Annotated in this window: 24 protein-coding genes; 21 read left to right on the forward strand and 3 right to left on the reverse strand. The window is 46.2% G+C overall.

The annotated features are described in order from the left end of the window. Positions 1-47 precede the first annotated feature (47 nt). The 11 genes from K941_RS0101140 (at position 48) to lptB (ending at position 7236) form a co-directional block, all read left to right on the forward strand. The gene (locus K941_RS0101140; RefSeq protein WP_029102152.1) at positions 48-656 is read left to right on the forward strand and encodes a 6-pyruvoyl trahydropterin synthase family protein; all 609 of its coding nucleotides are present in this window, start codon (positions 48-50) and stop codon (positions 654-656) included. Continuing rightward, entirely contained in the window at positions 653-907 is a 255-nt protein-coding gene (locus K941_RS0101145) for a type II toxin-antitoxin system TacA family antitoxin (RefSeq protein ID WP_029102153.1), read from the forward strand. The genes K941_RS0101140 and K941_RS0101145 overlap by 4 nt, the downstream gene beginning before the upstream one ends. After that, positions 888-1400, forward strand: coding sequence for a GNAT family N-acetyltransferase (locus K941_RS0101150; protein ID WP_051225775.1), 513 nt, complete (start codon positions 888-890; stop codon positions 1398-1400). The genes K941_RS0101145 and K941_RS0101150 overlap by 20 nt, the downstream gene beginning before the upstream one ends. Next, entirely contained in the window at positions 1397-1831 is a 435-nt protein-coding gene (tsaE, locus tag K941_RS0101155; protein ID WP_029102155.1) for a tRNA (adenosine(37)-N6)-threonylcarbamoyltransferase complex ATPase subunit type 1 TsaE, read from the forward strand. The genes K941_RS0101150 and tsaE overlap by 4 nt, the downstream gene beginning before the upstream one ends. Further along, the gene (gene miaA, locus K941_RS0101160; protein WP_029102156.1) at positions 1828-2967 is read left to right on the forward strand and encodes a tRNA (adenosine(37)-N6)-dimethylallyltransferase MiaA; all 1140 of its coding nucleotides are present in this window, start codon (positions 1828-1830) and stop codon (positions 2965-2967) included. Before tsaE ends, miaA begins: the two co-directional genes overlap by 4 nt. A gap of 65 nt (positions 2968-3032) precedes the next feature. Continuing rightward, a complete protein-coding gene (gene hfq / locus K941_RS0101165) occupies positions 3033-3638 on the forward strand; it encodes an RNA chaperone Hfq (protein ID WP_029102157.1) in 606 nt (201 codons plus the stop codon). A gap of 161 nt (positions 3639-3799) precedes the next feature. Continuing rightward, the gene (locus K941_RS0101170) at positions 3800-4789 is read left to right on the forward strand and encodes a KpsF/GutQ family sugar-phosphate isomerase (protein ID WP_051225776.1); all 990 of its coding nucleotides are present in this window, start codon (positions 3800-3802) and stop codon (positions 4787-4789) included. Between the two features lie 28 nt (positions 4790-4817). Next, positions 4818-5339: a KdsC family phosphatase gene (locus K941_RS0101175; RefSeq protein ID WP_029102159.1), complete on the forward strand. Its 522-nt coding sequence runs from the start codon at positions 4818-4820 to the stop codon at positions 5337-5339. Positions 5340-5386: 47 nt separating this feature from the next. After that, a complete protein-coding gene (gene lptC, locus K941_RS0101180) occupies positions 5387-5962 on the forward strand; it encodes an LPS export ABC transporter periplasmic protein LptC (RefSeq protein WP_029102160.1) in 576 nt (191 codons plus the stop codon). 72 nt (positions 5963-6034) lie between these two features. Beyond that, a complete protein-coding gene (lptA, locus tag K941_RS0101185) occupies positions 6035-6514 on the forward strand; it encodes a lipopolysaccharide transport periplasmic protein LptA (RefSeq protein ID WP_407662304.1) in 480 nt (159 codons plus the stop codon). Beyond that, positions 6511-7236 carry an LPS export ABC transporter ATP-binding protein gene (gene lptB, locus K941_RS0101190; protein WP_029102162.1) on the forward strand — a complete coding sequence of 242 codons (726 nt, stop codon included), beginning with the start codon at positions 6511-6513 and terminating at the stop codon, positions 7234-7236. The genes lptA and lptB overlap by 4 nt, the downstream gene beginning before the upstream one ends. A 546-nt stretch (positions 7237-7782) precedes the next feature. On the opposite strand, the gene K941_RS0101195 is transcribed toward lptB, so the two are convergent. Continuing rightward, positions 7783-9090, reverse strand: a complete 1308-nt coding sequence (locus tag K941_RS0101195; protein WP_029102163.1) for an NCS2 family permease — start codon at positions 9088-9090, stop codon at positions 7783-7785. A gap of 228 nt (positions 9091-9318) precedes the next feature. Here K941_RS0101195 and queC point away from each other — a divergent pair, with 228 nt between their 5' ends. Next, positions 9319-10068: a 7-cyano-7-deazaguanine synthase QueC gene (gene queC / locus K941_RS0101205; protein ID WP_051225777.1), complete on the forward strand. Its 750-nt coding sequence runs from the start codon at positions 9319-9321 to the stop codon at positions 10066-10068. A gap of 679 nt (positions 10069-10747) precedes the next feature. Then, positions 10748-11347 (forward strand): TetR/AcrR family transcriptional regulator, encoded by a 600-nt coding sequence (locus K941_RS14310; protein ID WP_051225778.1) that lies wholly within the window; start codon positions 10748-10750, stop codon positions 11345-11347. A gap of 132 nt (positions 11348-11479) precedes the next feature. On the opposite strand, the gene K941_RS0101220 is transcribed toward K941_RS14310, so the two are convergent. Beyond that, the gene (locus K941_RS0101220; RefSeq protein ID WP_029102165.1) at positions 11480-12040 is read right to left on the reverse strand and encodes a hypothetical protein; all 561 of its coding nucleotides are present in this window, start codon (positions 12038-12040) and stop codon (positions 11480-11482) included. A gap of 152 nt (positions 12041-12192) precedes the next feature. Then, entirely contained in the window at positions 12193-13506 is a 1314-nt protein-coding gene (locus K941_RS0101225) for an NCS2 family permease (RefSeq protein ID WP_029102166.1), read from the reverse strand. A gap of 200 nt (positions 13507-13706) precedes the next feature. Here K941_RS0101225 and K941_RS0101230 point away from each other — a divergent pair, with 200 nt between their 5' ends. The 8 genes from K941_RS0101230 (at position 13707) to mfd (ending at position 23349) form a co-directional block, all read left to right on the forward strand. Beyond that, entirely contained in the window at positions 13707-14204 is a 498-nt protein-coding gene (locus K941_RS0101230; RefSeq protein WP_407662289.1) for a peroxiredoxin, read from the forward strand. Then, positions 14201-15409 (forward strand): glycosyltransferase, encoded by a 1209-nt coding sequence (locus tag K941_RS14315; protein WP_084137636.1) that lies wholly within the window; start codon positions 14201-14203, stop codon positions 15407-15409. The genes K941_RS0101230 and K941_RS14315 overlap by 4 nt, the downstream gene beginning before the upstream one ends. Positions 15410-15541: 132 nt before the next feature. Further along, entirely contained in the window at positions 15542-15676 is a 135-nt protein-coding gene (locus K941_RS18060; RefSeq protein WP_407662288.1) for a hypothetical protein, read from the forward strand. A 14-nt stretch (positions 15677-15690) separates the two neighbouring features. After that, positions 15691-16263, forward strand: coding sequence for a hypothetical protein (locus tag K941_RS14320; protein ID WP_407662287.1), 573 nt, complete (start codon positions 15691-15693; stop codon positions 16261-16263). A 127-nt stretch (positions 16264-16390) separates the two neighbouring features. Further along, positions 16391-17020, forward strand: coding sequence for a MarC family protein (locus K941_RS0101245; RefSeq protein ID WP_029102168.1), 630 nt, complete (start codon positions 16391-16393; stop codon positions 17018-17020). A 77-nt stretch (positions 17021-17097) separates the two neighbouring features. Further along, a complete protein-coding gene (locus K941_RS0101250; RefSeq protein ID WP_051225779.1) occupies positions 17098-17823 on the forward strand; it encodes a DUF1345 domain-containing protein in 726 nt (241 codons plus the stop codon). 109 nt (positions 17824-17932) lie between these two features. Then, a complete protein-coding gene (locus K941_RS0101255) occupies positions 17933-19756 on the forward strand; it encodes a SurA N-terminal domain-containing protein (RefSeq protein ID WP_228130344.1) in 1824 nt (607 codons plus the stop codon). 56 nt (positions 19757-19812) lie between these two features. Continuing rightward, a complete protein-coding gene (gene mfd / locus K941_RS0101260; RefSeq protein WP_115341104.1) occupies positions 19813-23349 on the forward strand; it encodes a transcription-repair coupling factor in 3537 nt (1178 codons plus the stop codon). The last annotated feature ends 3 nt before the right edge of the window (positions 23350-23352 follow it).

Here is a 23352-nt window from a genome sequence, read left to right on the forward strand (position 1 = left end):
AAAATTTCATGATATAATACAAAAAATTAACCACATAACATTCAAAAATGCGTATCCGTAAACTCTTTAAATTTGAAAATGCCCACATCGTCCGCAACTGCACGTCCGACCGTTGCAGTCGCTCCATCCATGGGCATAGCTATCAGGTGGAACTTATCCTAGAAGCCCATGCCTTTGATAACGGGCAAATGGTCTATGATTTTGGGCTATTAAAGTCGCACATTAAGGACTTGATTGACAGCTTTGACCACGCAATTACTTTTTGGGATAAGGACGATGGCGATTATATCCGTGCGTGCAAGGACTTTTCGGCTCGCTGGATAAGTCTGCCTGTGTCGCCATCTGCCGAGCAGTTTAGTCGTGTGATTTTTTATTGGGCGGATAAAGTGCTAGCCAATACCACAACCCAAAATGGTGAAACGGACGTATCTGTCTATTCGGTCATCGTTCACGAGACCGCCACAGGGTATGCCCAATGTTTTAAAGAAGACGTAGACAACGAACGCATGGGTAAATTGTCGCTGGATATGTTTGAATTTAGCGAGCAAGTCAAAGCCGAGTGGGGCGATAGCGAGCTGTTTGATAAGCTAAAACGTGGCGAGAAATTTGTCAATCCACAGCCGTTAAGACAAGTGAATTTTAAGGATAAACTATGATAGTATTAGACATTACTCCTAGTGAGCAAGTGATTATTGAAAAAGCAAGTCAAATTGTTGGTATGCCATTGAGTGATTTTATTACTGAGCAAGCCTATCAAACCGCTTTAAAAATAGTTGATAAAGACAAAGGTATTTATTTGACTGATGAAGAGTGGAATAATATGATGGATTTTTTAAATAATCCCCCAGAGCCAAATGAAAAAATGAAAGCGTTAATTGCTCGGGGTTATGAACTTGATAAATCGTAAGCATTCATTGGTATTTGAACCGTTAAATAAAAATCACGATAGGTTTTTATTTGACTGTGGTAATGACATATTAAATCGTTTTATTAAACAACTTGCCAGTCAAATTATAAAAAGACAGGAAGCGGTTATTTATGTTAGTCATGAAAATGGTCGTGTCATTGGATTTTACACTTTATCAGCGGATAAAATACAAAAATCGGACAGTCCTGATGAATTAAAAAATCAATCACCACATACTGCCATACCTTGCATATTGATTGGGCGTTTGGCGGTTGATAAAAATTATCAAGGCATGGGAATCGGTATTGATTTGTTGGCACACGCCTTACGGCGAGTAAAAAGAACAGCTGAGTTGATTGGTGTGGCTTTTGTGATTGTTGATGCCAAAGATGAACAGGCAAAATCATTTTATCAAAGTTATGGATTTTTTGAATTGCAAAATACACCATTGAGAATGGCTTTTCCTGTTTCTAAAATTGAACGTGAAGAATGAAAACTTTAATCCTAAAAAACGAAACCGACACCCAGCGCCTTGCCAACGCCCTTGCCAAAACCAATCCCACAGGCAGTCTGTGGCTATCGGGCGATTTGGGGGCGGGCAAAACGACCTTTACCCGTTATCTTTTGCGTGCATTGGGGCATACAGGGGCGGTAAAAAGCCCAACTTATACCCTAGTTGAGCCGTATAACATCAACGGCAAGCCTGTGTACCATGCCGACCTATATCGCCTAAATGACCCAGAAGAGCTGGATTTTATTGGGTTTTTTGAATATTTTGATGAGCCAAATTCACTGGTCATCATCGAATGGGCAAGCCGTGCCGAGAGCATTTTGCCAAAGCCTGATATAACGATAAACATCACAAGACAAGCTGATGAAAGTCGGGTGGTTCAGATTGTTGGGGTGGATTTGGATTTGTCATGAATTTACATTATCAATCCCTACCCGACAACACCGTCCTATCGCTTATCGCCCCAACCGCTAGCGGTAAGACCGATTTGGCGTGCCGTCTGTATGAGACAGGGCGGTTTGAGCTGATTTCGGTGGATAGTGCCCTGATTTATGAGGACATGAACATTGGCACGGCAAAACCGACCGATGATGAGCTTGCCCGTTTTCCGCATGATTTGGTGAATATCATCAAGCCGACCGAAACTTATAATGTGGCGACTTTTGTGGCGGAGGTGGAGCGACTCATTGGCGACATTCACGCACTGGGCAAGATTCCGTTACTTGTGGGCGGTACGATGATGTATTATATGGCGTTACTTGATGGCTTATCCGCCGTGCCTGACACCGACCCTGCCATTCGCCAAAAGGTCATGGTGTGGCTGTCTGATAAAGGCATTGGCGAGCTGTACGCCTATCTGCAAACGCATGACCCCAAGATTTGTGAGCGTCTAAAAATCTCCGACACCCAGCGTATCACAAGGGCGGTGGAAGTTCATGTACAGACAGGCACACCCATGAGCGCATGGCAAGATACGCCCAAAGTCGCCCCTTGTCATAATCCACGCCAGCATTGGCTGACTCTATCGGTTGAGCCTGAGCGTGCGTGGTTACATGAGCGTATCGCCAAACGCCTTGACATCATGTGGGAGCAGGGACTGGTTGATGAAGTGATTCATCTTTTGCAAAAATACCCCGATTTAACGCCCAATATGCCGTCCATGCGGTGCGTGGGCTATCGGCAGGTATTGGAGTTTTTGGCGATAACCGACCATGAGATTATGCAAATCTCCCCCATTTGGCAAGCATTTGCTCTAAATTTACAAAAAAACAACAAAATGACTGCCAAAAATGGCAAGAATTTTGTAACAAAAGGGCAAAATATGCATGATATGGCTTGCCAAGACATGAAAAATAAGGCATTATATGCAACAAGGCAACTGGCAAAACGCCAATCAACATGGCAAAGACAACTGACCAGTTTACCCCAATTTATAAACGCCAATGAAATGAATAAAACAAAGGCTAGCATAACAAGTGACCCCCAGTCACAGCAACGGATTTTTTCATTTGCAAGCATGAAAGATGCACAAAATGAGCTTTTGGCGTGATTTTTAACGTATTTTTCCAAGCACCGTTGGTTGCTTTTTTCTTGTGTTAATTTTGGAGAACAACAATGTCAAAAGGGCAAAGCCTACAAGACCCCTTCTTAAACGCTCTGCGTAAAGACCGCATTCCCGTGTCTATTTTTTTGGTGAATGGTATCAAGCTACAAGGTCAGATTGAGTCATTTGACCAGTATGTTGTATTGCTTAAAAATACCGTCAGCCAAATGGTCTATAAGCATGCCATTTCTACCGTTGTCCCCACTCGCAACCCACGCACAGATGGTGCAACCCCTAGCACAGGTACGGGCTATCCGTCATCGGTGGGCGTGATGAGTGGCAGTAACTATCAAGGCACGGGCTATCCTAATGCAGGCTTTGACCGTCAAGGCTTTGGCGGTGGAGCAGGCACAACCCGTCCTGTGGGTGGCTTTACTCGCACTCCGCCAAACCAAGGTTTCGGTGGCAATCAAGGCTTTGAACGTGGTGGCTATCCACAAGGGGGCATGGGCTTTAATCAAGGCTTTGAGCGTTCGGGTTTTGAAGAGCGTGGCTTTGATGGTAAAGGCTTTGAGAAAAATGAACGTGGCTTTGATGGCAAGGGATTTGATAATAAAGCCTTTGACAACAGCACCTTTGACCGCCAAGGGTTTGACAAAGCCAGTGACGATGAATAATGTCGCTTGTGGTAACTAACCATAAAAAGCTCACATGATGTGGGCTTTTTTATCGTAAAAGTTTTTATGATAAAAGTTATCGCAGTTTGATAAAAATGTACCATAAAACATCGCCAAATATGGTATCATACCCATTTTATTTTACAAACCATCCGTCACTCATGAACGACCAAACCCCGAACACAGCCGATCTTGATACTGATTTTATCAGCGTGGGCTTGACCGCCATTAACACCGAACAAGAAGCATTGGCACTGCTTAAAGATGAGCTTGATGAGCGTTTTGTGCAGGCGTGTCAGGCGATTTTGGCGTGTCGGGGGCGTGTCGTGGTGACAGGCATGGGCAAGAGTGGACATATCGGGCGTAAGATAGCGGCGACATTGGCAAGCACGGGCACGCCTGCATTTTTTATGCACCCAGGGGAGGCGGGGCATGGCGATTTGGGCATGCTGGTACAGGGCGATGTACTGATTGCCATTTCTAACTCAGGGCAGTCCGATGAGATTAAAATGCTTATCCCTGTCGTTAAACAGTTGGGCATTCCCCTGATTAGTATCAGCCGTGACCGTCGTGGGTTTTTACCCAAATCTGCCAATATCGCTTTGACCCTTGGTAATTTTGAAGAAGCCTGTCCGCTCGGACTGGCACCGACATCAAGCACGACCGCCACACTGGCACTGGGCGATGCGTTGGCGGTGGCACTGTTGCATGCTCGGGGTTTTACCAGCAATGATTTTGCCTTGTCGCACCCAGCAGGGGCATTGGGGCGTAAACTGTTGACCCGTGTCAAGGATGTCATGCACACCGAGAACCTGCCTGTGGTGCGAGCCGATACCAGTCTTGATAAAGCCTTGCTTGTGATGACAGGGGGGAGACTGGGCTTGGCGGTGGTGGTTGATGAACAGGATGGTGTGGTGGGTATTTTTACCGATGGCGATTTACGGCGTAAACTGGCGGATAACGTGTCGCTATCGGCCCCCATGAATACGCTCATGACCAAGCATCCTAAGCATACCACGGGCGAGATGCGAGCGTCTGATGCCCTAACGCTGATGAATGAGCATGCCATTAGTCAGTTATTGGTACTGGACAACGGTAGGCTTGCAGGCGTGATTAGCATTCATGACTTGCTAAAAGCAGGCGTGAGCTAAATTTTGTAAAACAACAAAAGGAAAAGGCATGAGCGACTTAACCAAACGATTGCAAGCGGTCAAACTTTTTGCCATGGACGTGGATGGGATTTTGTCAGACGGGCAAATCATCTACGATGCCAATGGGATAGAGACCAAAGCCTTTTATGTCCAAGATGGTGTGGGATTAAAGGCATTAAAAGAGCAGGGCATTATCCTTGCCATCATCACAGGTAGAAACTCGCCCATGGTGGCACGTCGTGCCGATGAGCTGGGCATTGACCATGTGGTGCAGGGGCGAGATGACAAATTTACCGCTTTATCCGCTCTTGCCGATGAGCTTGGACTGTCTGTGGGCGAGTGTATGTACATGGGTGATGATTTGCCTGACCTAAAAGCCGTGCGTGAAGCGGGCGTGGGCGTGTCTGTGCCAAATGGCTGTGCTGAAACACAAGCGGTGGCGGACATCGTAACTACCAAATCAGGCGGTCATGGTGCGGTGCGTGAAGTGTGCGAGCAGTTGTTAAAGGCAAAAGGGGCTTATGATGCCTTTATCGCCCAATACATCTAAACGTTTAAGCTAGCAATAATCAAGCTCAAAGATAGAGATAATCACTCATGAATCTAAAAATTCTCAGCGTGCTTGGTGTGATGGCACTCATGGTCGGGGCATGGTTTTTTTACAAAGAAGACGTCAAAATCGAACCTGCCGTGCCATCTGCCCCTGTCGTCTCTTATGAAGTAACCGAGATTAAGGCGGTGCAGACCAGTCCTGAGACGGGCGAGATTGAATACACGCTAACGGCGGACAGTTTGGCAAAAAACAGTGCGGGCGTTGATGAGATGAAAAATGCCAAAATGGACTGGACACCACCAAATAGCGAAACTTATCATTTAGAAGCCAGCCTTGCCAGTTTGGAGCAGACCACGGGCGATTTGTTATTACAAGAAGGTTTTGTGTTGGTGCGACAAGGCGATGACACTAAGCCTGATATGACCATCAAAGGTAATCTACTAACAGGCAATACCAAACAGCGTCAAGTGGCAAGCAGTGAACCTATCAGCGTCACCCAAGGGGAAGACAGCTTTATGGCACAGGGTTTTACAGGGGATTTACAGACAGGAGAGTATGAATTTTATCGCATTCAAATGGAATTTGCCCCACCCAAGCGTGAAGACAAGCCCTTATTTTAATTCATTTATCATGGATATCTTATGAGAACATCACACTTAATATCAGCCCAATTCCTACTTTTTGTGGCAGGGATGGGTATGGCGTTATCCGCCCATGCTCTGCCATCGGACGCCAGTCAGCCTATTCGTCTGCTTGCTGACAAAGCGACATACAGCGAGCGTACAGGCGTAACCAGTTATTCGGGCAATGTCATCATCGAGCAAGGTACGCTCAAAATCACCGCCGATAACATCACGCTAAACCTAGATGACAAACGCAGTATTAACACTGCCCTAGCAACAGGTCGCCCTGCAACCATGCAACAAGTTGTCACTCAAGAAAAGGGTCTTGCCAAGGGGCAGGCAAATAAGATTGATTACAACGCCGTGACAGGTATCATCACGCTCACAGGTAATGCCAAGCTGACCCAAGCAGGGGCGAGCTTTTCGGGCAATACCATTCGTTATAGCCTAAAATTGGGCGATGTGGAAGCCAATGCTGGCGGTGGTCGCCGTGTGGAGTTGGTGTTTCCGCCAAGCGAGTCCAACAGTCAAACAGGTGTTCGCCCATGACCACGCTTGCCATGCACCATTTGGGCAAACGCTATGGACAGCGTTGGGTGGTTAAAGATGTCTCTTTTGAGATAAACGAAGGGCAAGTGGTGGGTATCTTAGGGCCTAATGGGGCAGGTAAGACCACCAGTTTTTATATGGTTATCGGGCTTGTGCCGATGGATAAAGGGCAAGTCATGTTGGGCAATACTGATTTGTCCAAAAAAGCCATGCACGAGCGTGCCAAGGCAGGTATTGGCTATCTACCCCAAGAAGCATCTATTTTTCGTAAGCTGACCATTGAGCAGAATATTTTAGCGATATTGCAGACCCGTCAGGATTTGGATAAACCTGCCCAATTTGCCGAGCTTGAAAAGCTCATTGGCGAGTTTCATTTGGAGCACGTACGGCATTCGCTGGGCATGAGTGTGTCAGGGGGCGAACGTCGTCGCTGTGAGATAGCCCGAGCGTTGGCAAGCAACCCTAAGTTTATCTTGTTAGATGAGCCGTTTGCAGGGGTTGACCCCATTTCGGTGGGTGACATCAAGGAGGTCATCACCGCCCTAAAACAGCGGGGCATTGGCGTACTGATTACTGACCATAATGTGCGTGAGACCTTATCCATCTGCGAGAAGGCTTATATCGTCTCCGAAGGCAACATCATCGCCCAAGGCTCGCCCAGTGATATTTTACAAAATGAGTTGGTGCAAAGAGTGTATTTGGGCAGAGATTTTATGGTGTAGGCTGGGCATGCCTACCATTAAATCTCTTTTCAAACTAAGTATAAATCCTTGTGAATACTAGGGCGTGCCTCACATTGAGAACATTCTTATAAAAATAAGGATAGTAGTCCAAAAAGTATGCTGAACTAGGTTTTCCGTTCGCCCTGAGCCTGCCTGCGGGTAGGAAAACCGTTAGGTTTCCCAAGCTCGCCACGAACGGTTTTCTTTATAGCATATTTTTTGAACCAGAGCCAAAATAAGATGAAAACTTGAAAACTTCAATCAATTTTTGCATGAAAAATGGCTATCCGACCACTTAATCGTGTAAATTTTCAAGATTTTACCTTAATTTCTTTAAATTAAGTGGTCGGATTGTTTTTCTGTGTCACTTGTCTGATAAAAGACTCATAGCCTGCGATTTCTCTTAAAAAACGGGCGATTTTTCGTGATTTTCATTGCAAATACCAAAGGCACGCCCGCCTGAGGGTTGAAGTTTTTAAAAATCCACAAAAATCTGGGTTTGGAAGGCAGTCTATTGATGGTGTTTTTATAAAAGAATACACGCACCTAGCCCATCCACGCAAATTTAATAATAAACAATAGGGCAACCACCGCAACAGGAGCGTTGATTTCTTTGTAGCGACCTGTGGCAAGCTTCATCACGCAGTAGCTGATAAAGCCAAAAGCAATGCCTTCGGTGATGGAGTAAGTAAATGGCATCATGGCGGTGGTAATAAAGGCAGGCGTGGCTTCGGTCAAATCATCCCATTCTACCTTGATGAGACTGCTCGCCATCAAAATCCCCACAAACACGAGCGAACCTGCCGTGGCATAAGCAGGCACGATACTGGCAAGTGGCGAGAAGAAAATGGTAAGTAAAAACAGCACGCCCACGACCACAGCAGTCAGTCCCGTGCGACCGCCGACCGACACGCCCGAACCACTTTCGATGTAGGTACTAATGGCGGATGTTCCCATGAATGACCCTGCCATGGCACTGGTGCTGTCCACGAGCAGGGCTTGTTTCATTTTGGGGAATTTACCGTCTTTGTCGGCAAAACCTGCCTTGTCCGCCACCGCAATGAGCGTGCCTGATGAATCAAACAGGTTCACGAGCATAAATGAGAAAATAACCCCAAACAACGCCACATCCAATGCCCCCATGATGTCCACCTGTCCGACCACGGGCGTGAGAGCAGGGGGTAGTGAGAGAATTTCTCCTGAGAATTTGACGTTGTCATCAAACATCAGAGCAAGGGCGGTAACCACCACGATAGAAACCAATACCCCAGAGTGACGACCTTTGGCTGCCATGACAACGATGATAAAAAAGCCAAGTACGCCCATCAGTAGCGTGGGCGAATGTAGGTTGCCCACTGTCACAAGCGTGGCTTCATTAGGCACGACCAGTCCCATGTTCTTAAAACCAATCAAGGCGATAAATAGCCCAATGCCTGCACTGATACCCACGCGCAGTCCCAAAGGAATGCTTGCCATGAGCCAATAACGAATCTGAAAAATCGTCATCAAAAACAGCCCCACTGACCCCCAAAAAATCGCCCCCATGCCCGTCTGCCACGAATAGCCCATCTTAGAGACGACCACAAATGCAAAAAAGGCATTAAGCCCCATGGCAGGAGCAAGAGCGATGGGCAAGTTGCTAAACAGTCCCATCGCTATCGTGCCAAAGGCGGCGATAAGGCAAGTGGTAACAAAAACGACCTGTGTGTCCATGCCTGTCACGCCCAAAATGGACGGATTGACAAAGACGATATAGACCATGGTAAAAAATGTGGTAATGCCAGCGATGAGTTCGGTTTTGGCGGTGGTATGGTGTGCGGATAATTTAAAGAAGTTGTCTAGGAGGGTTTTCATTGGTGAGCCAAAAGATAAGCGAGATGTAAAAAGACCAATGAAAAACAAAAGGCTTGTTTTTCTGGCAAATTGTAGCAAATTGTTTGGGTAAACACAATCATTTTATTTCTTGAACTTTCTAAAATGTAAATAAGTTTGTAAAGGCTTAATACGCCCTATTAAAATTGAACGATTTTTTGAATTTTATGCTAAAATTGACCGTTTGATTCTTTGCATGGTTTGTATTTCATGACGACATTTTGCTCCGATAATAATAGCCTTAATATCCCCCATTCTGATGATTTTGCCCACCAAAAGGCGGTCGTTTTGCTCTCAGGGGGGCTTGACTCCACCACTTGTCTGTATTGGGCGAAAGCGGTTTTTAAAGAGATTACCGCCATCAGTTTTCGCTACGGGCAGCGGCATTCAAGCGAACTTGCGTTTTCATCCGCCATCGCCCAGACACTTGGCGTGTCACACCGTATCATTGACATTGACATCGCTCAGCTTGGCGGTTCGGCATTGACCGACACCAGCATTGATGTGCCTGATTATCAAGCGGACAGTGATGCCGTGCCTGTCACCTACGTCCCTGCTCGTAACACCATTTTTCTATCCTATGCCCTAGCCGTGGCAGAAGTGACCGAAGCCTGTGCCATCATCATCGGGGTAAGTTCGGTTGATTTCTCGGGCTATCCTGACTGCCGAGACGACTACATTCGTGCCTTTGAGACCATGGCAAATCTTGCCACCGTGGCAGGGCGAGCAGGCAGACGCCTATCCATCATCGCTCCCTTGCAACACTTATCCAAAGCTGAGACCCTAACGCTTGGACTATCACTGGGCGTGGACTATGCCCAAACCGTGTCATGCTACCGTGCCGATAGTGACGGGCGAGCTTGTGGCGAGTGCGACAGCTGTGTGCTACGTCATCAAGGCTTTGTGCAGGCAGGTGTTCCTGACCCCACCCGTTATCAAAATAAACCAACGCAAGGATAAACCCCATTCTCAATTTTTTATAAGTGCTTGATTTATCAAGGGGCAAATTGAAATTCGCCCCTTGTATATCCAGACTAATCATAGACAATCGATAAGTTATAGTCTGCCAACTTTGAAATAATGCTGTGTCAAACTCGCTCGTAGTGCTACTTGTACAACTTCGCTCGTTTTCCTTGTCTTATTTCAAATTTGTTTGACTATACCATTTTAAGTTGGGAATGAAGCAAGGATAAATAGGGCGTGCCTGCCCTTTATAACACTATTTACAATATAGAAATATTTTAGAAAAAACTAATCGTTTTTGCATGAAAAATGGCTACCCGACCACTTAATCTTATAAGATTAAAGATGGTCTTGGATTTTACGGATTAAGTGGTCGGGTGTTTTTCATAATAAAAACTTGTCTGATAGAATGACTATCAGCCTGCGTTTTTTCCTTGAAAAACGGGCGATTTTTCTCATTTTTCACTGCAAATACAAAAGGCAGGCACGCCCTAACTTTCAAAATTAGGTAGTGGTCTAAAAAGTATGTTGAACTAGGTTTTCCGTTCGCCCTGAGCCCTGCCCACGGGCAGGAAAACCGTTAGGTTTCCCAAGCTCACCACGAACGGTTTTTCTTGTAGCATACTTTTTGAACCAGAGCCCAAAATTATTTTTTATTTTAACCCAAGAGATTCTCATGAACGACTTATTTAACGCCAACACCCCCACGCCTGCACCTGATGACAAAACCAACAAACGCAAAAACAACCCCGAGCTGTTACGCCACACCATCCTAGTCTGTGCCAAAAATCTCATGCTAGATGTCGGCATTGGCAATCTGTCCATGCAAAAAGTGGCAGACATGGCAGGCACGAGCAAAGGCGGACTGTTTCATCATTTCAAATCCAAAGACGAACTCATCACCAGCGTGGCAGAGCTGTTCATCGCCCAAATCAACACCGCCATATTAGCCGACATGGACGCACACCCCACCGAGATGGGAGCGTTTACCAAAGCCTATGTGCGGGTAATGTTTGACAACCAAGAGATTGGACTACAAAGCGACTGGGCGGGACTTATCCGAGCGATGAACGCTGACAGCCAGATGAATGAGTTGTGGATAAGTTGGCTCGCCCAAAAAATCAAAACCCACGCAAGCACCGACAGCGACCCACGTCTGCCCGTCATACGCTGTGCTGTGGACGGGGCGTGGCTCAATAACATTCCCCATGATGAACTGCCTGCCATGCGAACGTATCTGCTGGCATTGGCAGATGATGTTTCGCCAAATCTTTAAAATCATGACAAGCTCAATGATATGCGAACGGTAAGAATAAAACCATTAAAAAAGGGCGTGATGAACACGCCCTCACAAGCTCGTGACAAATATCAAGCTCGTTAGCCATACAGCCAAAATCAGACAGACCCATCAACCCACCGATACCGCCACATCATAATTGGCAAATACATCGGTGAGCTTTTTGATGTCGTCATCATTGTTATGTACCAGCAGAAAAAAGGCATTTTCATGCGAGCCAAGCCCCACCAATTTTAGCCCATGCCCTGCTAATTGTTCATTGAAATAGTTAAAAAACAGCTCACGCATGGCTTCAAATCGTGCCATCTGTTTTTGTATCATGGCATCAAACATCATGTTAATGTCAGTACCATCAAAATCATCGTCTTCATCATCGTCATCGCCACATATTTGGGCATAATGCTCCAAAAACTCATCTTCAATGGCAATGCCACGCTGTTTTATCAAAGCGAATTTGTCAAAATCCAAATAAGGCTCTTTCCACTCCATGTATTCCATAAATTGCCCATCGGCAGGGGTTTGATAGTTATTATCGCTATCCCAACCCAGCACAGGAAACAGCACATCTGCCACCAAATCACATTCGCCATCATAATTAATGCCATCTAGTAACGATATCGGCACACTTGCACACTGCTGTAATACTCCTTTGATGTCGGTCAAATCAGACATAAATTTACTCCCAGTTAATATTTAAAAACGATTCTCATTGTAGCATAGCAAATAAAGCTTGTAAATCCATCAAGCCATCAATGCCATTAATAACACCAACAAAAACCATTCACCGCATGGCAAATGGTTTTTTGTTGTTACCGTGCCCAAATCTAAATGGCATAACCCAACGCATAGAACGCCACCAAGGCAATGGCAATGATGACCGTACCGATGTTAAGCTTTTTAAACTCACCAGAGATGACACGACCCAGCACGAGCGAGCCAAAGCCTAACATGATACCTGTGACGATGTTAGCAGTCAAAACAATAAACACCGCACAAATAAGTCCGCTCATCGCCTCCACAAAGTCATCAAAATCAAGTTTGGAGACGTTACTTAGCATGAGTAGTCCCACATACATGAGTGCAGGGGCGGTGGCATAGTTTGGCACCAAAAATGCCAATGGCTGAAAGAACAGCATGAGCAAGAACAGACCACCCACGACCACTGCCGTCAGCCCTGTTTTACCACCGACTGCCGTACCTGCCGCCGACTCGATGTATACCGCCGCAGGGGCGGTACCGAACACACCCGACATGAGTGATGACACCGAGTCTGCCGTGAGAGCCTTACCGCCACCCACGATTTGCCCGTCTTTGTCAATGAGACCTGCCTGCCCCGCCACCGCACGAATCGTCCCTGTGGCATCAAACACCGCCGTCATGACAAGGGCAAACACCGCAGGCAACACCGTCGCATTTAACGCTCCCATGACATCCATCGCCCCAAACAACGACTCATCGCCAAAACTTGGCAGTTTAAAAATAGAACCGCCAAATTTGACATTCGGGTCAAAAATCAGCCCGATGATGGTAATGGCGATAATCACCCATAAGATACCGCCCTTGACCTGACGTTTTTCAAGACCGACAATCGCCGCCAGACCGATGAGCGACATGATGACCCCAAAGGAGGTAAATTCACCCATCTTGACAGGCAGTCCTGCATCATTTTTGATGACAAGCCCCACGCCATTGGTAGCGATGAGTAGCAAAAATAAGCCAATCCCAATCCCTGCACCATGAGCTATAGAACTGGGTAGGTTCTTTAAAATCCACGCCCGAATGCCTGTGATCGATATCAGCGTAAACAGCAACCCCATTAAAAAAATCGCCCCTAAGGCGACAGGAATACCAATGCCTTGACCCAGCACCAAGCTAAATGCGGTAAATGCCGTCAAGCTAATGGCACAGCCGATTGCCATTGGCACATTGGCAAATACGCCAATCAAAATAGAACCAAACCCTGCCACCAAACACGTGGCGATAAAGACCGACTCGGCAGGAAAGCCAGCATCAGCGAGCATCCCCGGCACGACAATCACTGAATACACCATCGCCAAAAACGTGGTCAAGCCTGCGATGACTTCTTGGCGTACCGTTGAGCCACGTTCATTGATGTTAAAAAAAGAAAGCAAAGACATAAATCGCCTTATCTTAAATTGCTCAAAAAATAGCGGGTAATTTTACCGTATAATTACAATTTTTACAAATATTAACGAAAATTTTTTTATGACATATGCCTTGTTTTATGATTGGTAATTTAGGCAATTTTTGGGTAAAATAGGCGGATTATCTTATTATCTTTTACCCCACTTAAATTCTTAAATTGCAAAATACCATCATGAAAAATTCCCAAGAAAATATCCGCCTACCCAACTTTCATGTTCATCTGGTGCGTCAGCATGATGATGACTTTATCAATGAAGACATTGCTTTGGCAGAGTATATTGGCACCTATGGCAAAGGCTTGATTTTGTATTTTTATCCCAAGGACAACACCCAAGGATGTAGCGTGCAGGCGAGCGACTTTACCGCCTTGTCTGATGAGTTTGCCAAACTTGGCTATGTGGTGCTTGGTGTGTCTCGTGATGGCGTACGCTCGCATCAGAATTTCATCAGCAAAAAAGAGCTGGGCATTGGGCTTATCAGCGACCCTGATGAGACGCTGTGCCAGCATTTTGATGTCATCAAAGAAAAAATGATGTACGGCAAAACCCACCTAGGCGTGGTGCGTTCGACGTTCGTGTTTGACAAAACAGGGGAGATGGTCGCAAGTTTTCGCAACGTCAAAGCCAAAGAACACGCCAACGCTCTACTGGATTTTTTAAAAAATCTATGAAAGTCATGCACTTATCATCATCGTTAAAGCACGATGAAGCCGAACGGGGTATTTTTGCCATCACGCATGCCCTGTCCAAAGCAGGGCATGAATCCGTGGTCATTGGCTCTGCCACCACCGATGATGAGCTTGTACTTCGCTTGCTTCGTGATGACACTGAGTATTATCGCATTCCCATGGCAAAAAAATCGTGGCTGTCATTGGTACACGTCCTAAAACTTAGACGACTCATCAGCGAACACGAACCCGACATCGTCCACGTCCATTCTCGCACGCCTGCATGGGTGCTACATTGGGCAATCCGTCCGCTACCTGACGACAAAAAACCCAAAATCGTGGCGACCATCTATGGCTTTTACCCATTTAACAACTACGGCAAAGCCCTGTTTTTCTCTGACGTCATCATCAGTGCGTCTCGCAGTATTGACAAATATCTCAAAGAAAAACTCGCCATCAAAAAAGAAGAATACAACATCCAAGAATTCCCCTTTAAAATCATCTGCGTCCGCCGTGGTGTGGACACTCGCAAATACCCCTATCGCCATCATGCATCCGTGCATTGGCTTCATGGCGTGTTTGCCGAATATCCCGAACTTGAACACAAAAAATGGCTCGTATTTCCCACACCTGTCGGACATGAATACGGTCAAGACTGGCTTGTGGACATTTTGGGCAACTTACAAGAAAAATTCCCAAGCATCCACGCCATCATCATGGAAGATGATTTGGCGAATGCCACCGACCAAGACATCGCCCACGAAGAGTTTGTCCAACGTCTGCACGCTTTGGGACTAAATAGCCGTGTGACGTTCATCGGACGGCGACCCCCTGACATGAAAGAATGGCTGTCATCTGCCAATGTGGTGCTTGCCCTTGCCGAACGCCCCGAGAGTATTGGCATTACCGCCATTCAAGCGATACATCTTGGCACGCCTGTCATCGGTTGGGCAAGGGGGGCATTTGCCGATATCCTACAAACCACCTACCCCCAAGGACTGGTCAAAGAAGAAACTGCCCTTGCTCTGTGCAAAAACATCAAATTCCACCTACAAAACAAAACTCGCCCCCCAATGACGCACGAATACACCATCGAGCAGATGACTGCTGAGACTTTGGCGGTGTATCAGTCGCTTGTGCCAGACTGTCATTTGGTTGATAAAGATAGACATGATAATCTGGTCTGTGTCAAAGCCGAAAGTGCCTAAAAATCATGGTCTTACAAGTTATTTTTGCACGGAGCGTTTACAGGCGTTTTAAAGTTATTTATAATCGGTTTTGTAGATTATTTGGTTTTATAAAAATAATCTACCTTTTTATTGGTTGTATAAGGCTGTTTTATGAAAAAACTAAGCAAGCTTGGCAAAATCGCCCTAACATCTGTCCTATCAGCAACCCTGCTGTCAGGCTGTGCAACCAGTGCATTGTTAGAAAAGGACTCAGGCGGTACTTACCCACCCAAAAGAGGGTACTAACCAATGACGTCGTTGTGGCATTTGGTAAGCCATCATTAAAGCTACCCAACATCCCATCGGATGCGGTCGTGATTGTCGGTCAGCGTAACAGCTATGTGTTGGTTGAAGGTGGGACTCGCTTTAACAATCTCATCACTCGCCTTGATCCACGCCATATCAGCCTTACCAAAGGCTTGGACTTTTATTCTGCCAATAATGACGGCAGTTTTACCGGTGAACTTGCCTTTAAATACACCAAGTTAAAAGCCGAAGTGACCAACGAAGAGCTAAACTTCTTTTTGCAAAATGGCGTCAAAGAATGCACCAATCACAGCGAATCGAATCTTTGGGCTCAAAGCTACTGCTTTGATATTCCCCTAAAAGGTCATACCTATCCTGCCGTGAGCAATCAGTCCAGCCTAAAAGCACTGAGTAAAGCCTACCCTGTCACCATCTACACCAATGAGCAAACCACGGCTTACCGTGAAGGGCAAAGCAGTTCTGTTGAAAACTGGTGCTGTTTCCTTTCGCCGCCGCTTTTGATGTGGTCACCTTGCCACTGCAAATCATCGGGCAAATTTTTGACTGATATTAAAGTTTATGGTTGATAAATAGGACGTATTTGGGTGCGTCCTATTTTTGTGGATAATTGCTCTATGATGATTGCCATAGGAAAAACATAGAAGTCATGATAAAATACGCCTTTTGCCATGACAATGGCATCAAGGACATCTTGTGGATACCGAACTCATCAAAATCATTCTTGCCTTTGTGGTGCTGATAAATCCGTTTAGTGCCTTGGGGCTTTTTTTAAACCTAACCAAAGGTTATCCTGCCAAAGACCGCCAAAAAGTCGCCCAAATCGCCTGTGTGACGGTGTTTATTGGCATTGTCTTTTTTACCATTTTAGGTGAAAGCCTGCTAAAAGTACTGGGCATTTCGGTGGGGTCGTTTCAGGTGGCAGGTGGGATTTTGGTATTCTTGATTGCCATTAACATGATGAATGGCGGTGGCAACCCTGTCAAGCCCAACGAAGAAGAAGTGGAAGTTAGCTCATCCTTGACAGCGTCAGCGGTTGTACCCCTTGCCATCCCCATGATGATAGGGCCGGGCGGTATCTCAACGGTCATCATTTATTCCAGCCAAGTCAAAGGCGTGTTTGAAGTAGGCATGATTTTGGCGGCGGGGCTGTGCATTAGTGTGTTTTGTTATGCATCACTCATGGCGGCAGGTAAAATCAGTCGCTTTTTGGGTGATACAGGGCTTAACATCCTAAGTCGTATCATGGGCATGCTACTTGCTGCGGTGGCGATTGAGATTTTGATTAATGGACTTAGAACCTTATTTCCACAGCTGATGAGCTAAGCACGCTACAAAAAGCAAACATGACAAAACAAGGCTTGTGTTATAATTTTTGACTTTTTGCTTGTTTAAACATACCCATGCCAATATTTAACATCAAAACTCCCAAAAAAGGCACCTTGCTTTATAAAATCTATGACTTTTTTCGGGATAACATCAACCTTGTTATCTCAATCATTGTCGCTATTTGTGTGTATTTTTCTTTGTCTGATGTGCGTTTTTTAAAGCGGTTTGTGCCAAGCATTAACATGGAGACGGTGTATTTGTTGGCGTGGGACAGCTTTTTGGTGGCGTATTTGCTACTGGCACTTAGAATGTTCATTACAACGAACTCCGAAGACATCAAAAAACGAGCTCATGAGCAGTATGAACGCAAACGCATCATGATTATTTTGATACTAATCACGTCTTTTATTAGCATGATTGCCATTATCAATGAGATGCGTATCAGTGCTCAGTATGAAGGTTGGCTTTCCACCTTACATGTTTGCATCACTTTTGGTACGCTCATTGTCTCATGGTTGTTTATCCATACTTTATTTGCCTTGTATTATGCCCATGGTTATTATGATGCCACTCATGACGATAAATATCCGCTTGATTTTCCTTATGAAAACAACCCTGATTATTGGGATTTTTTGTATTTTTCGTTGGGTATTGGGGCGACAGGGGGCGTGCCTGATGTCTCATTTACCAGTAAAAAACTCCGTCGTGTGGGGACGTTTCATAGTGTATTGTCCTTTTTCTTTAATACGGCAGTGTTGTCGCTTGTGATGGAAATGATGGGGTCGCTGGTTTCGCCATAAAATGATTTAATGTGATGAAATGGGTGTGAAAATTGGTAGAGAATTTTGCCAAAATGTTGTATCATAAAGAGTTTTTTATGATTTTAAAAAGTGATGTATTATGGAAAAAATGCGTAATTTTATGCAGAGTTGGGCGGGTAAGGCGGTGCTTGTCATCACGCTTATTCCTATGGCATTTTTGGGTGTGCAGTCATTTAGCGGTGGCGGGCAGATTGCCCCCAACCAAATCGTCAAAGTGGGTGATACTGCCATTGATACTACAACCTTTCAGTCAGAAGTCAATAACTATCGGACTCGTCTGCTTGAACAAGTGGACGGCAGTCTGATTAATGATAAAGCCCTAAATGATGAAGTGCTAGACAGCATGATTGACAGGGCGTTGTTAGAAAACCAAGCTCAGTTTTTTGGTATGACGGTCTCTGATGATGCCATTACTCGTCTACTGCAAGCTGACCCGACTTTCCATGATGCTAACGGCAAATTCTCTAATGATGTGTTTGCTCAGTATTTACAAAGCCGTGGCATGACCAAGGACATGCTCTTTACCATGTTTCGCACGCAGTTGTCGCTACGACAGCTCACGAGCAGTATTTTGGGAACGGCTGTTTATCCTGACAGCCAAATCAGTCGTCTGATAGACCTGCAAACCCAAAGCCGTGAAGCATGGGTGGTGCGTTACAACTGGCAGGATTTTGCCGATAAAGTGACGGTTAGTCCTGCTGAGATTGAGGCTTATTATAACGCCAATAAGCAGAACATGACTCAGTCGCCAAGCGTGGATTTGGCTTATGTCACTCTAAGCGATGCTGACATTAAAGTGGATGCTGTGAGCGAAGATGAGATTCGTGCAGAATATCAAGCCAGCCTACAAGGTCAGGGCGACGGCAGACAGTTGTCGCATATTCTCTTGACGGGAGATAATGCCGAGCATCGTGCCAAAGACATCAAAGCAAAACTGGACGCAGGCGAGTCTTTTGAAGCACTTGCCAAAGCACATTCGGATGACCCCACAGGCGAGAGCGGTGGCGACATCGGAAGCTATAACCCTGCCTTTTTTGGCGACAGTAGCAGTGCTGTGGAGAATGCCATCAGTGGGCTGACAGCAGGGGGCGTGAGCGAGCCTGTGCAGACAGGGTTTGGTTATCACATTTTTAAAGTCACCAAAATGGGCGATGCCCCAAGCCTTGATAGCATGCGTGACGAGCTAACCAAACGAGCGACCGAGCGTAAACGTGCCAATGCCATGAACGAGATGATTACCAAAATCAACACCATGGCGACCGACAGTATGGGCATTAGTGACATCGCTCAAGAGACGGGACTGACCGCCCGTAGCATTAAAGGCTATACCAAGGACAATAACACCAGCGAGCTGTCCGCTCCTGTGGTGGTGTCGGCAGCCTTTGACGACTTTGCCATCAACGACCAGTCGGTCAGCCCCAACATCACGCTCGCTGACAAAACGGTGTGGGTACAGCCGACCAACTACCAAGATGCCAGAGAGCTGACATTGGCAGAAGCGAGTGAGCAAATCAAGGCGACTCTAACCAAACAAAAAGCCATCAAACTTGCCCTAGACACAGCCAATGCTCGTGCCAAAGAAGACCCAGCGACCCTTACCAAGTCTGCCCAGCGTCTGGGCGTGGTTACTCGCCAAAGCCCAGAGCTACTACCTGCCGAGCGTGCCAGTCTGTTTGTACATAACAAAGACGGCATGAGTGCTTGGGTAGTAGAGACGGACGCAGGGGCGAGTGTCATGGTGGGCGATAAAGCCCAAAGCACGGCAACCGCCCAAATCTCGGATGCAGAACGTCTGTCAGCCTCACAAATTATCCGTGATAATGTCGGTCAAGACCAACTCCAAGATTATTTGCACTACTTGCGTGATACCAAAGAAGTGCAAATCAACGAACAAGCCATGTCTGGACACTAAGACAAGCATAATACCAAAACCCATATGCCAAATATGGGTTTTTCATTAGACGAGTCATGTTAATGATAAATATCAATACCCCTACTCATAAGCCTAACTTTCACACCCACTTTACTGCCCAAGCGGACGCAAGTTTTGCCCTATGGCTTGCCACCCTTGCCAAAGACAGCACGGATTTGACCTTAGTCATTTGCCAATCCCAAAGTGAATTGCAACGCCTTGCCGATGAGTTACATTTTTTTGGCATATCCGCCCATGTGTTTGCCGATTATGAAACGCTTGTTTATGACAATCTGTCGGTACACCAAGACATCATCTCCGAGCGGATTGACCTTTTGACGCATATGCCGACAAGGGGCGTGCTACTGGTGAGCGTGCAGACACTCATGCAAAAAATCACACCGCCAAGATATCTTTTGGGGCGGTTTTTTGATTTGAATGTGGGCGATACCTTTGATATAGAGCATGAGCGTGAACGCCTTGCCAAGGCGGGCTACAAGGCGGTGGATAACGTCTATATGGCGGGCGAATTTGCCGTGCGTGGGAGTATTGTGGATATTTTTGCGGTGGGGCAAGCTTTACCGTTTCGTTTAGAATTATTTGATGATGAAATAGAAACGATTAAATTTTTTAATCCTGATACTCAGCGAACTGTTACCGATGAAGAGCTTGATAAGCTCAAAAAAGACGGCGTATTTGACGACAAAACCGCCCCAATATCGCCCAAAGTGGCAAGTTTTCGCCTACTGCCTGCCCGTGAATTTGACTTAGACGACAAAGAGACGTTCCGCCAAAATTTTGCAAGCCTATTCCCCAATGCGTCCGCTCGCAAGGTGGAGTTTTATAATGATGTCATGAATGGCATACAGCCGTCTGGGGTGGAGTATTACGCACCGCTATTTTTTGATTTGCATGAATGGCAGACGACAGGCACGCTGTTTCATTATTTGCCCAAAAATACACTGGTTGTCTGTGATGACAATTTGTCCGCTCATCATCACGACTTTTGGGAGCAGGTAAACGCACGCTATCATTCTCGGGCGTTTGATAAGGACGTGCCGATTTTACCGCCTGATTATTTGTATTTGCCAAGCAATGAATTTTTTCAAGCCTTAAAAACTTACCCAAGGGCGGTATTTGGCAATAAAGAAAATTCACTGACCTTATTTTGTCAATTTACCGCCCACACCGTCCCCAATTTGCCAATCAATCATCAAAAAGATGAACCGTTGGGCGAGTTTTTGGACTTTGTGGGGGCGTGCGATGAGCCGATTTTATTGGTGTGCGAAAGTGCAGGTCGCCGTGAGATTATTTTAGAATTATTAAAAGGCAAACTTGACAGCGACACGGTGGCGGATTTTGACGAGTTTTTGGCAAATTTGGATAAATTTACCCAAAAAATTGCCTTAACTGTTGCCCCGATAGAGCGTGGATTATGGCTAAAAAATAAGCAAAATCAAGGCTTTTGTGTCATTAGCGAAACCCAAATTTTTGGGCGAGTGGTCGCCACCACCAAACGCAAACGCCAAAATGCCTTATCGCAAGCCTTTTTGATAAAGTCGGTAAGCGAGGTGACCGAGGGGTCGCTTGTTGTGCATTTGTCCTATGGCATTGGGCGGTATCAGGGGCTTGTCGTGCTTGACGTGGGTGAGGGCGAGCAGGAATTTATTCATATCAAATATGCCGATGATGCCAACGTCTATGTGCCAATTACCAATCTTGCTTTAATTGGGCGGTATAGCGGTACCGATAGCGAGGCGGTGCAATTGTCAAAACTGGGCTCAGGCAAGTGGGACAAGGCACGCCAAAAGACCTTGACTGACATTTATGATGTGGCGGCGGAGCTGTTGAATGTGCAGGCAAGGCGAAATGCCAAGCAGGGCATTAGCTTTGACATTGACATGGCAAGCTATGAGCTGTTTGCCAGTGGGTTTGCCTATGACGAAACACCTGACCAGCAAAGTGCCATTGAAGCGGTGATGTTTGACATGAAACAGACTAAGCCCATGGATAGGCTTATCTGTGGTGATGTGGGTTTTGGCAAGACAGAGGTCGCCATGCGGTCGGCATTCATTGCGGTGCAGGCGGGCTATCAGGTGGCGGTGCTTGTGCCAACCACGCTACTGGCGGGGCAACACGAGGACAGTTTTAAGGACAGATTTGCTGATTGGGCGATTAAGGTGGAAAGCCTGTCTCGTTTTGTTGGCAAAAAAGCCCAAGACAAGGTACTGGCTGACCTAGCAGATGGTAAGTTGGATATTGTCATTGGTACGCACAGGCTGCTACAAGACGATGTCAAATTTAAAAACTTGGGCTTGATGATAATTGACGAAGAGCATCGTTTTGGCGTACGCCATAAAGAAAAAATCAAAGCCATGCAAGCGGACGTGGATACGCTCACGATGACCGCCACGCCCATTCCACGCACGCTGAACATGGCGTTATCGGGTATGCAGGACATTTCTATCATTGCCACACCGCCTGCCAGACGGCTTGCCATTAAAACTTTTGTCGCTGAAAAAAACGAGCAGACAACCAAAGATGCGATTTTGCGTGAGATTTTGCGTGGGGGGCAGGTGTATTATTTGCACAATGACGTGGCGAGCATTGACACGGCGGCGGAGAACTTGTCTGAGCTTATCCCTGAGGTGCGTGTGGGCGTGGCTCATGGGCAAATGGCGGAAAAAGAACTCCACGATGTCATGAGTGATTTTTATCACAAAAAAACGAACGTGCTTGTTGCCAGTACCATTATTGAGACAGGCATTGACGTGCCAAATGCCAATACGATTATCATCAACCGAGCCGATAAGTTTGGACTTGCCCAGTTGCACCAACTGCGTGGGCGAGTGGGGCGGTCTCATCATCAGGCGTATTGTTATTTGTTTGTGCCGTCCATTAAGGGGCTGACGGCTGATGCCAAAAAACGCCTTGATGCCATTAGCCGAGCCAATACGCTTGGGGCAGGGTTTATGCTGGCGAGCGAAGATTTGGAGATTCGTGGGGCGGGCGAGATTTTGGGCAAGGAGCAGTCGGGCAATATGCAGACCATTGGTTTTGGGCTGTATATGGATATGCTAGAACGTGCCACAAAGGCGATAAAATCGGGCAACACGCCAAGTCTAGCGACCCCGCTTGATTTGGTGAGTGATATTAACATTCATGCGTCTGCCTTGATACCGAGCGATTATTTGGCGGACGTGCATGAGAGGCTTTTGTGCTATAAGCGTATCGCCAATGCCGAGACGGTGGACGAGCTAAATGAGATGCGTGCCGAGATGATAGACCGTTTTGGGGCGATGCCGACCGCCCTTGCCAATTTGTTTTTGGTGCACAAAATGCGAGTGCAAAGCATACCACTTGGCATTAGCAAAATTGACGTAACTGCTCATGGGCTTAGTATGGAATTTAAAGCGGACACGCCTGTGGACGGTTTGGCGATTATCAAGCTCATTCAGTCTAATGACGGCTATCGCATGAACGGGGCGACAGGGCTAAAATACACCTTTAAAGACGAAAAAGACGTGGTGGGGCGGACGAATGCGGTGTTTGAGCTGTTAAAATATTTGCATGGGTATATTGTCAAAGAATAAGGA

Origin of the sequence: Moraxella caprae DSM 19149 (genome assembly GCF_000426885.1) — a bacterium.
Lineage (GTDB): Bacteria > Pseudomonadota > Gammaproteobacteria > Pseudomonadales > Moraxellaceae > Moraxella > Moraxella caprae.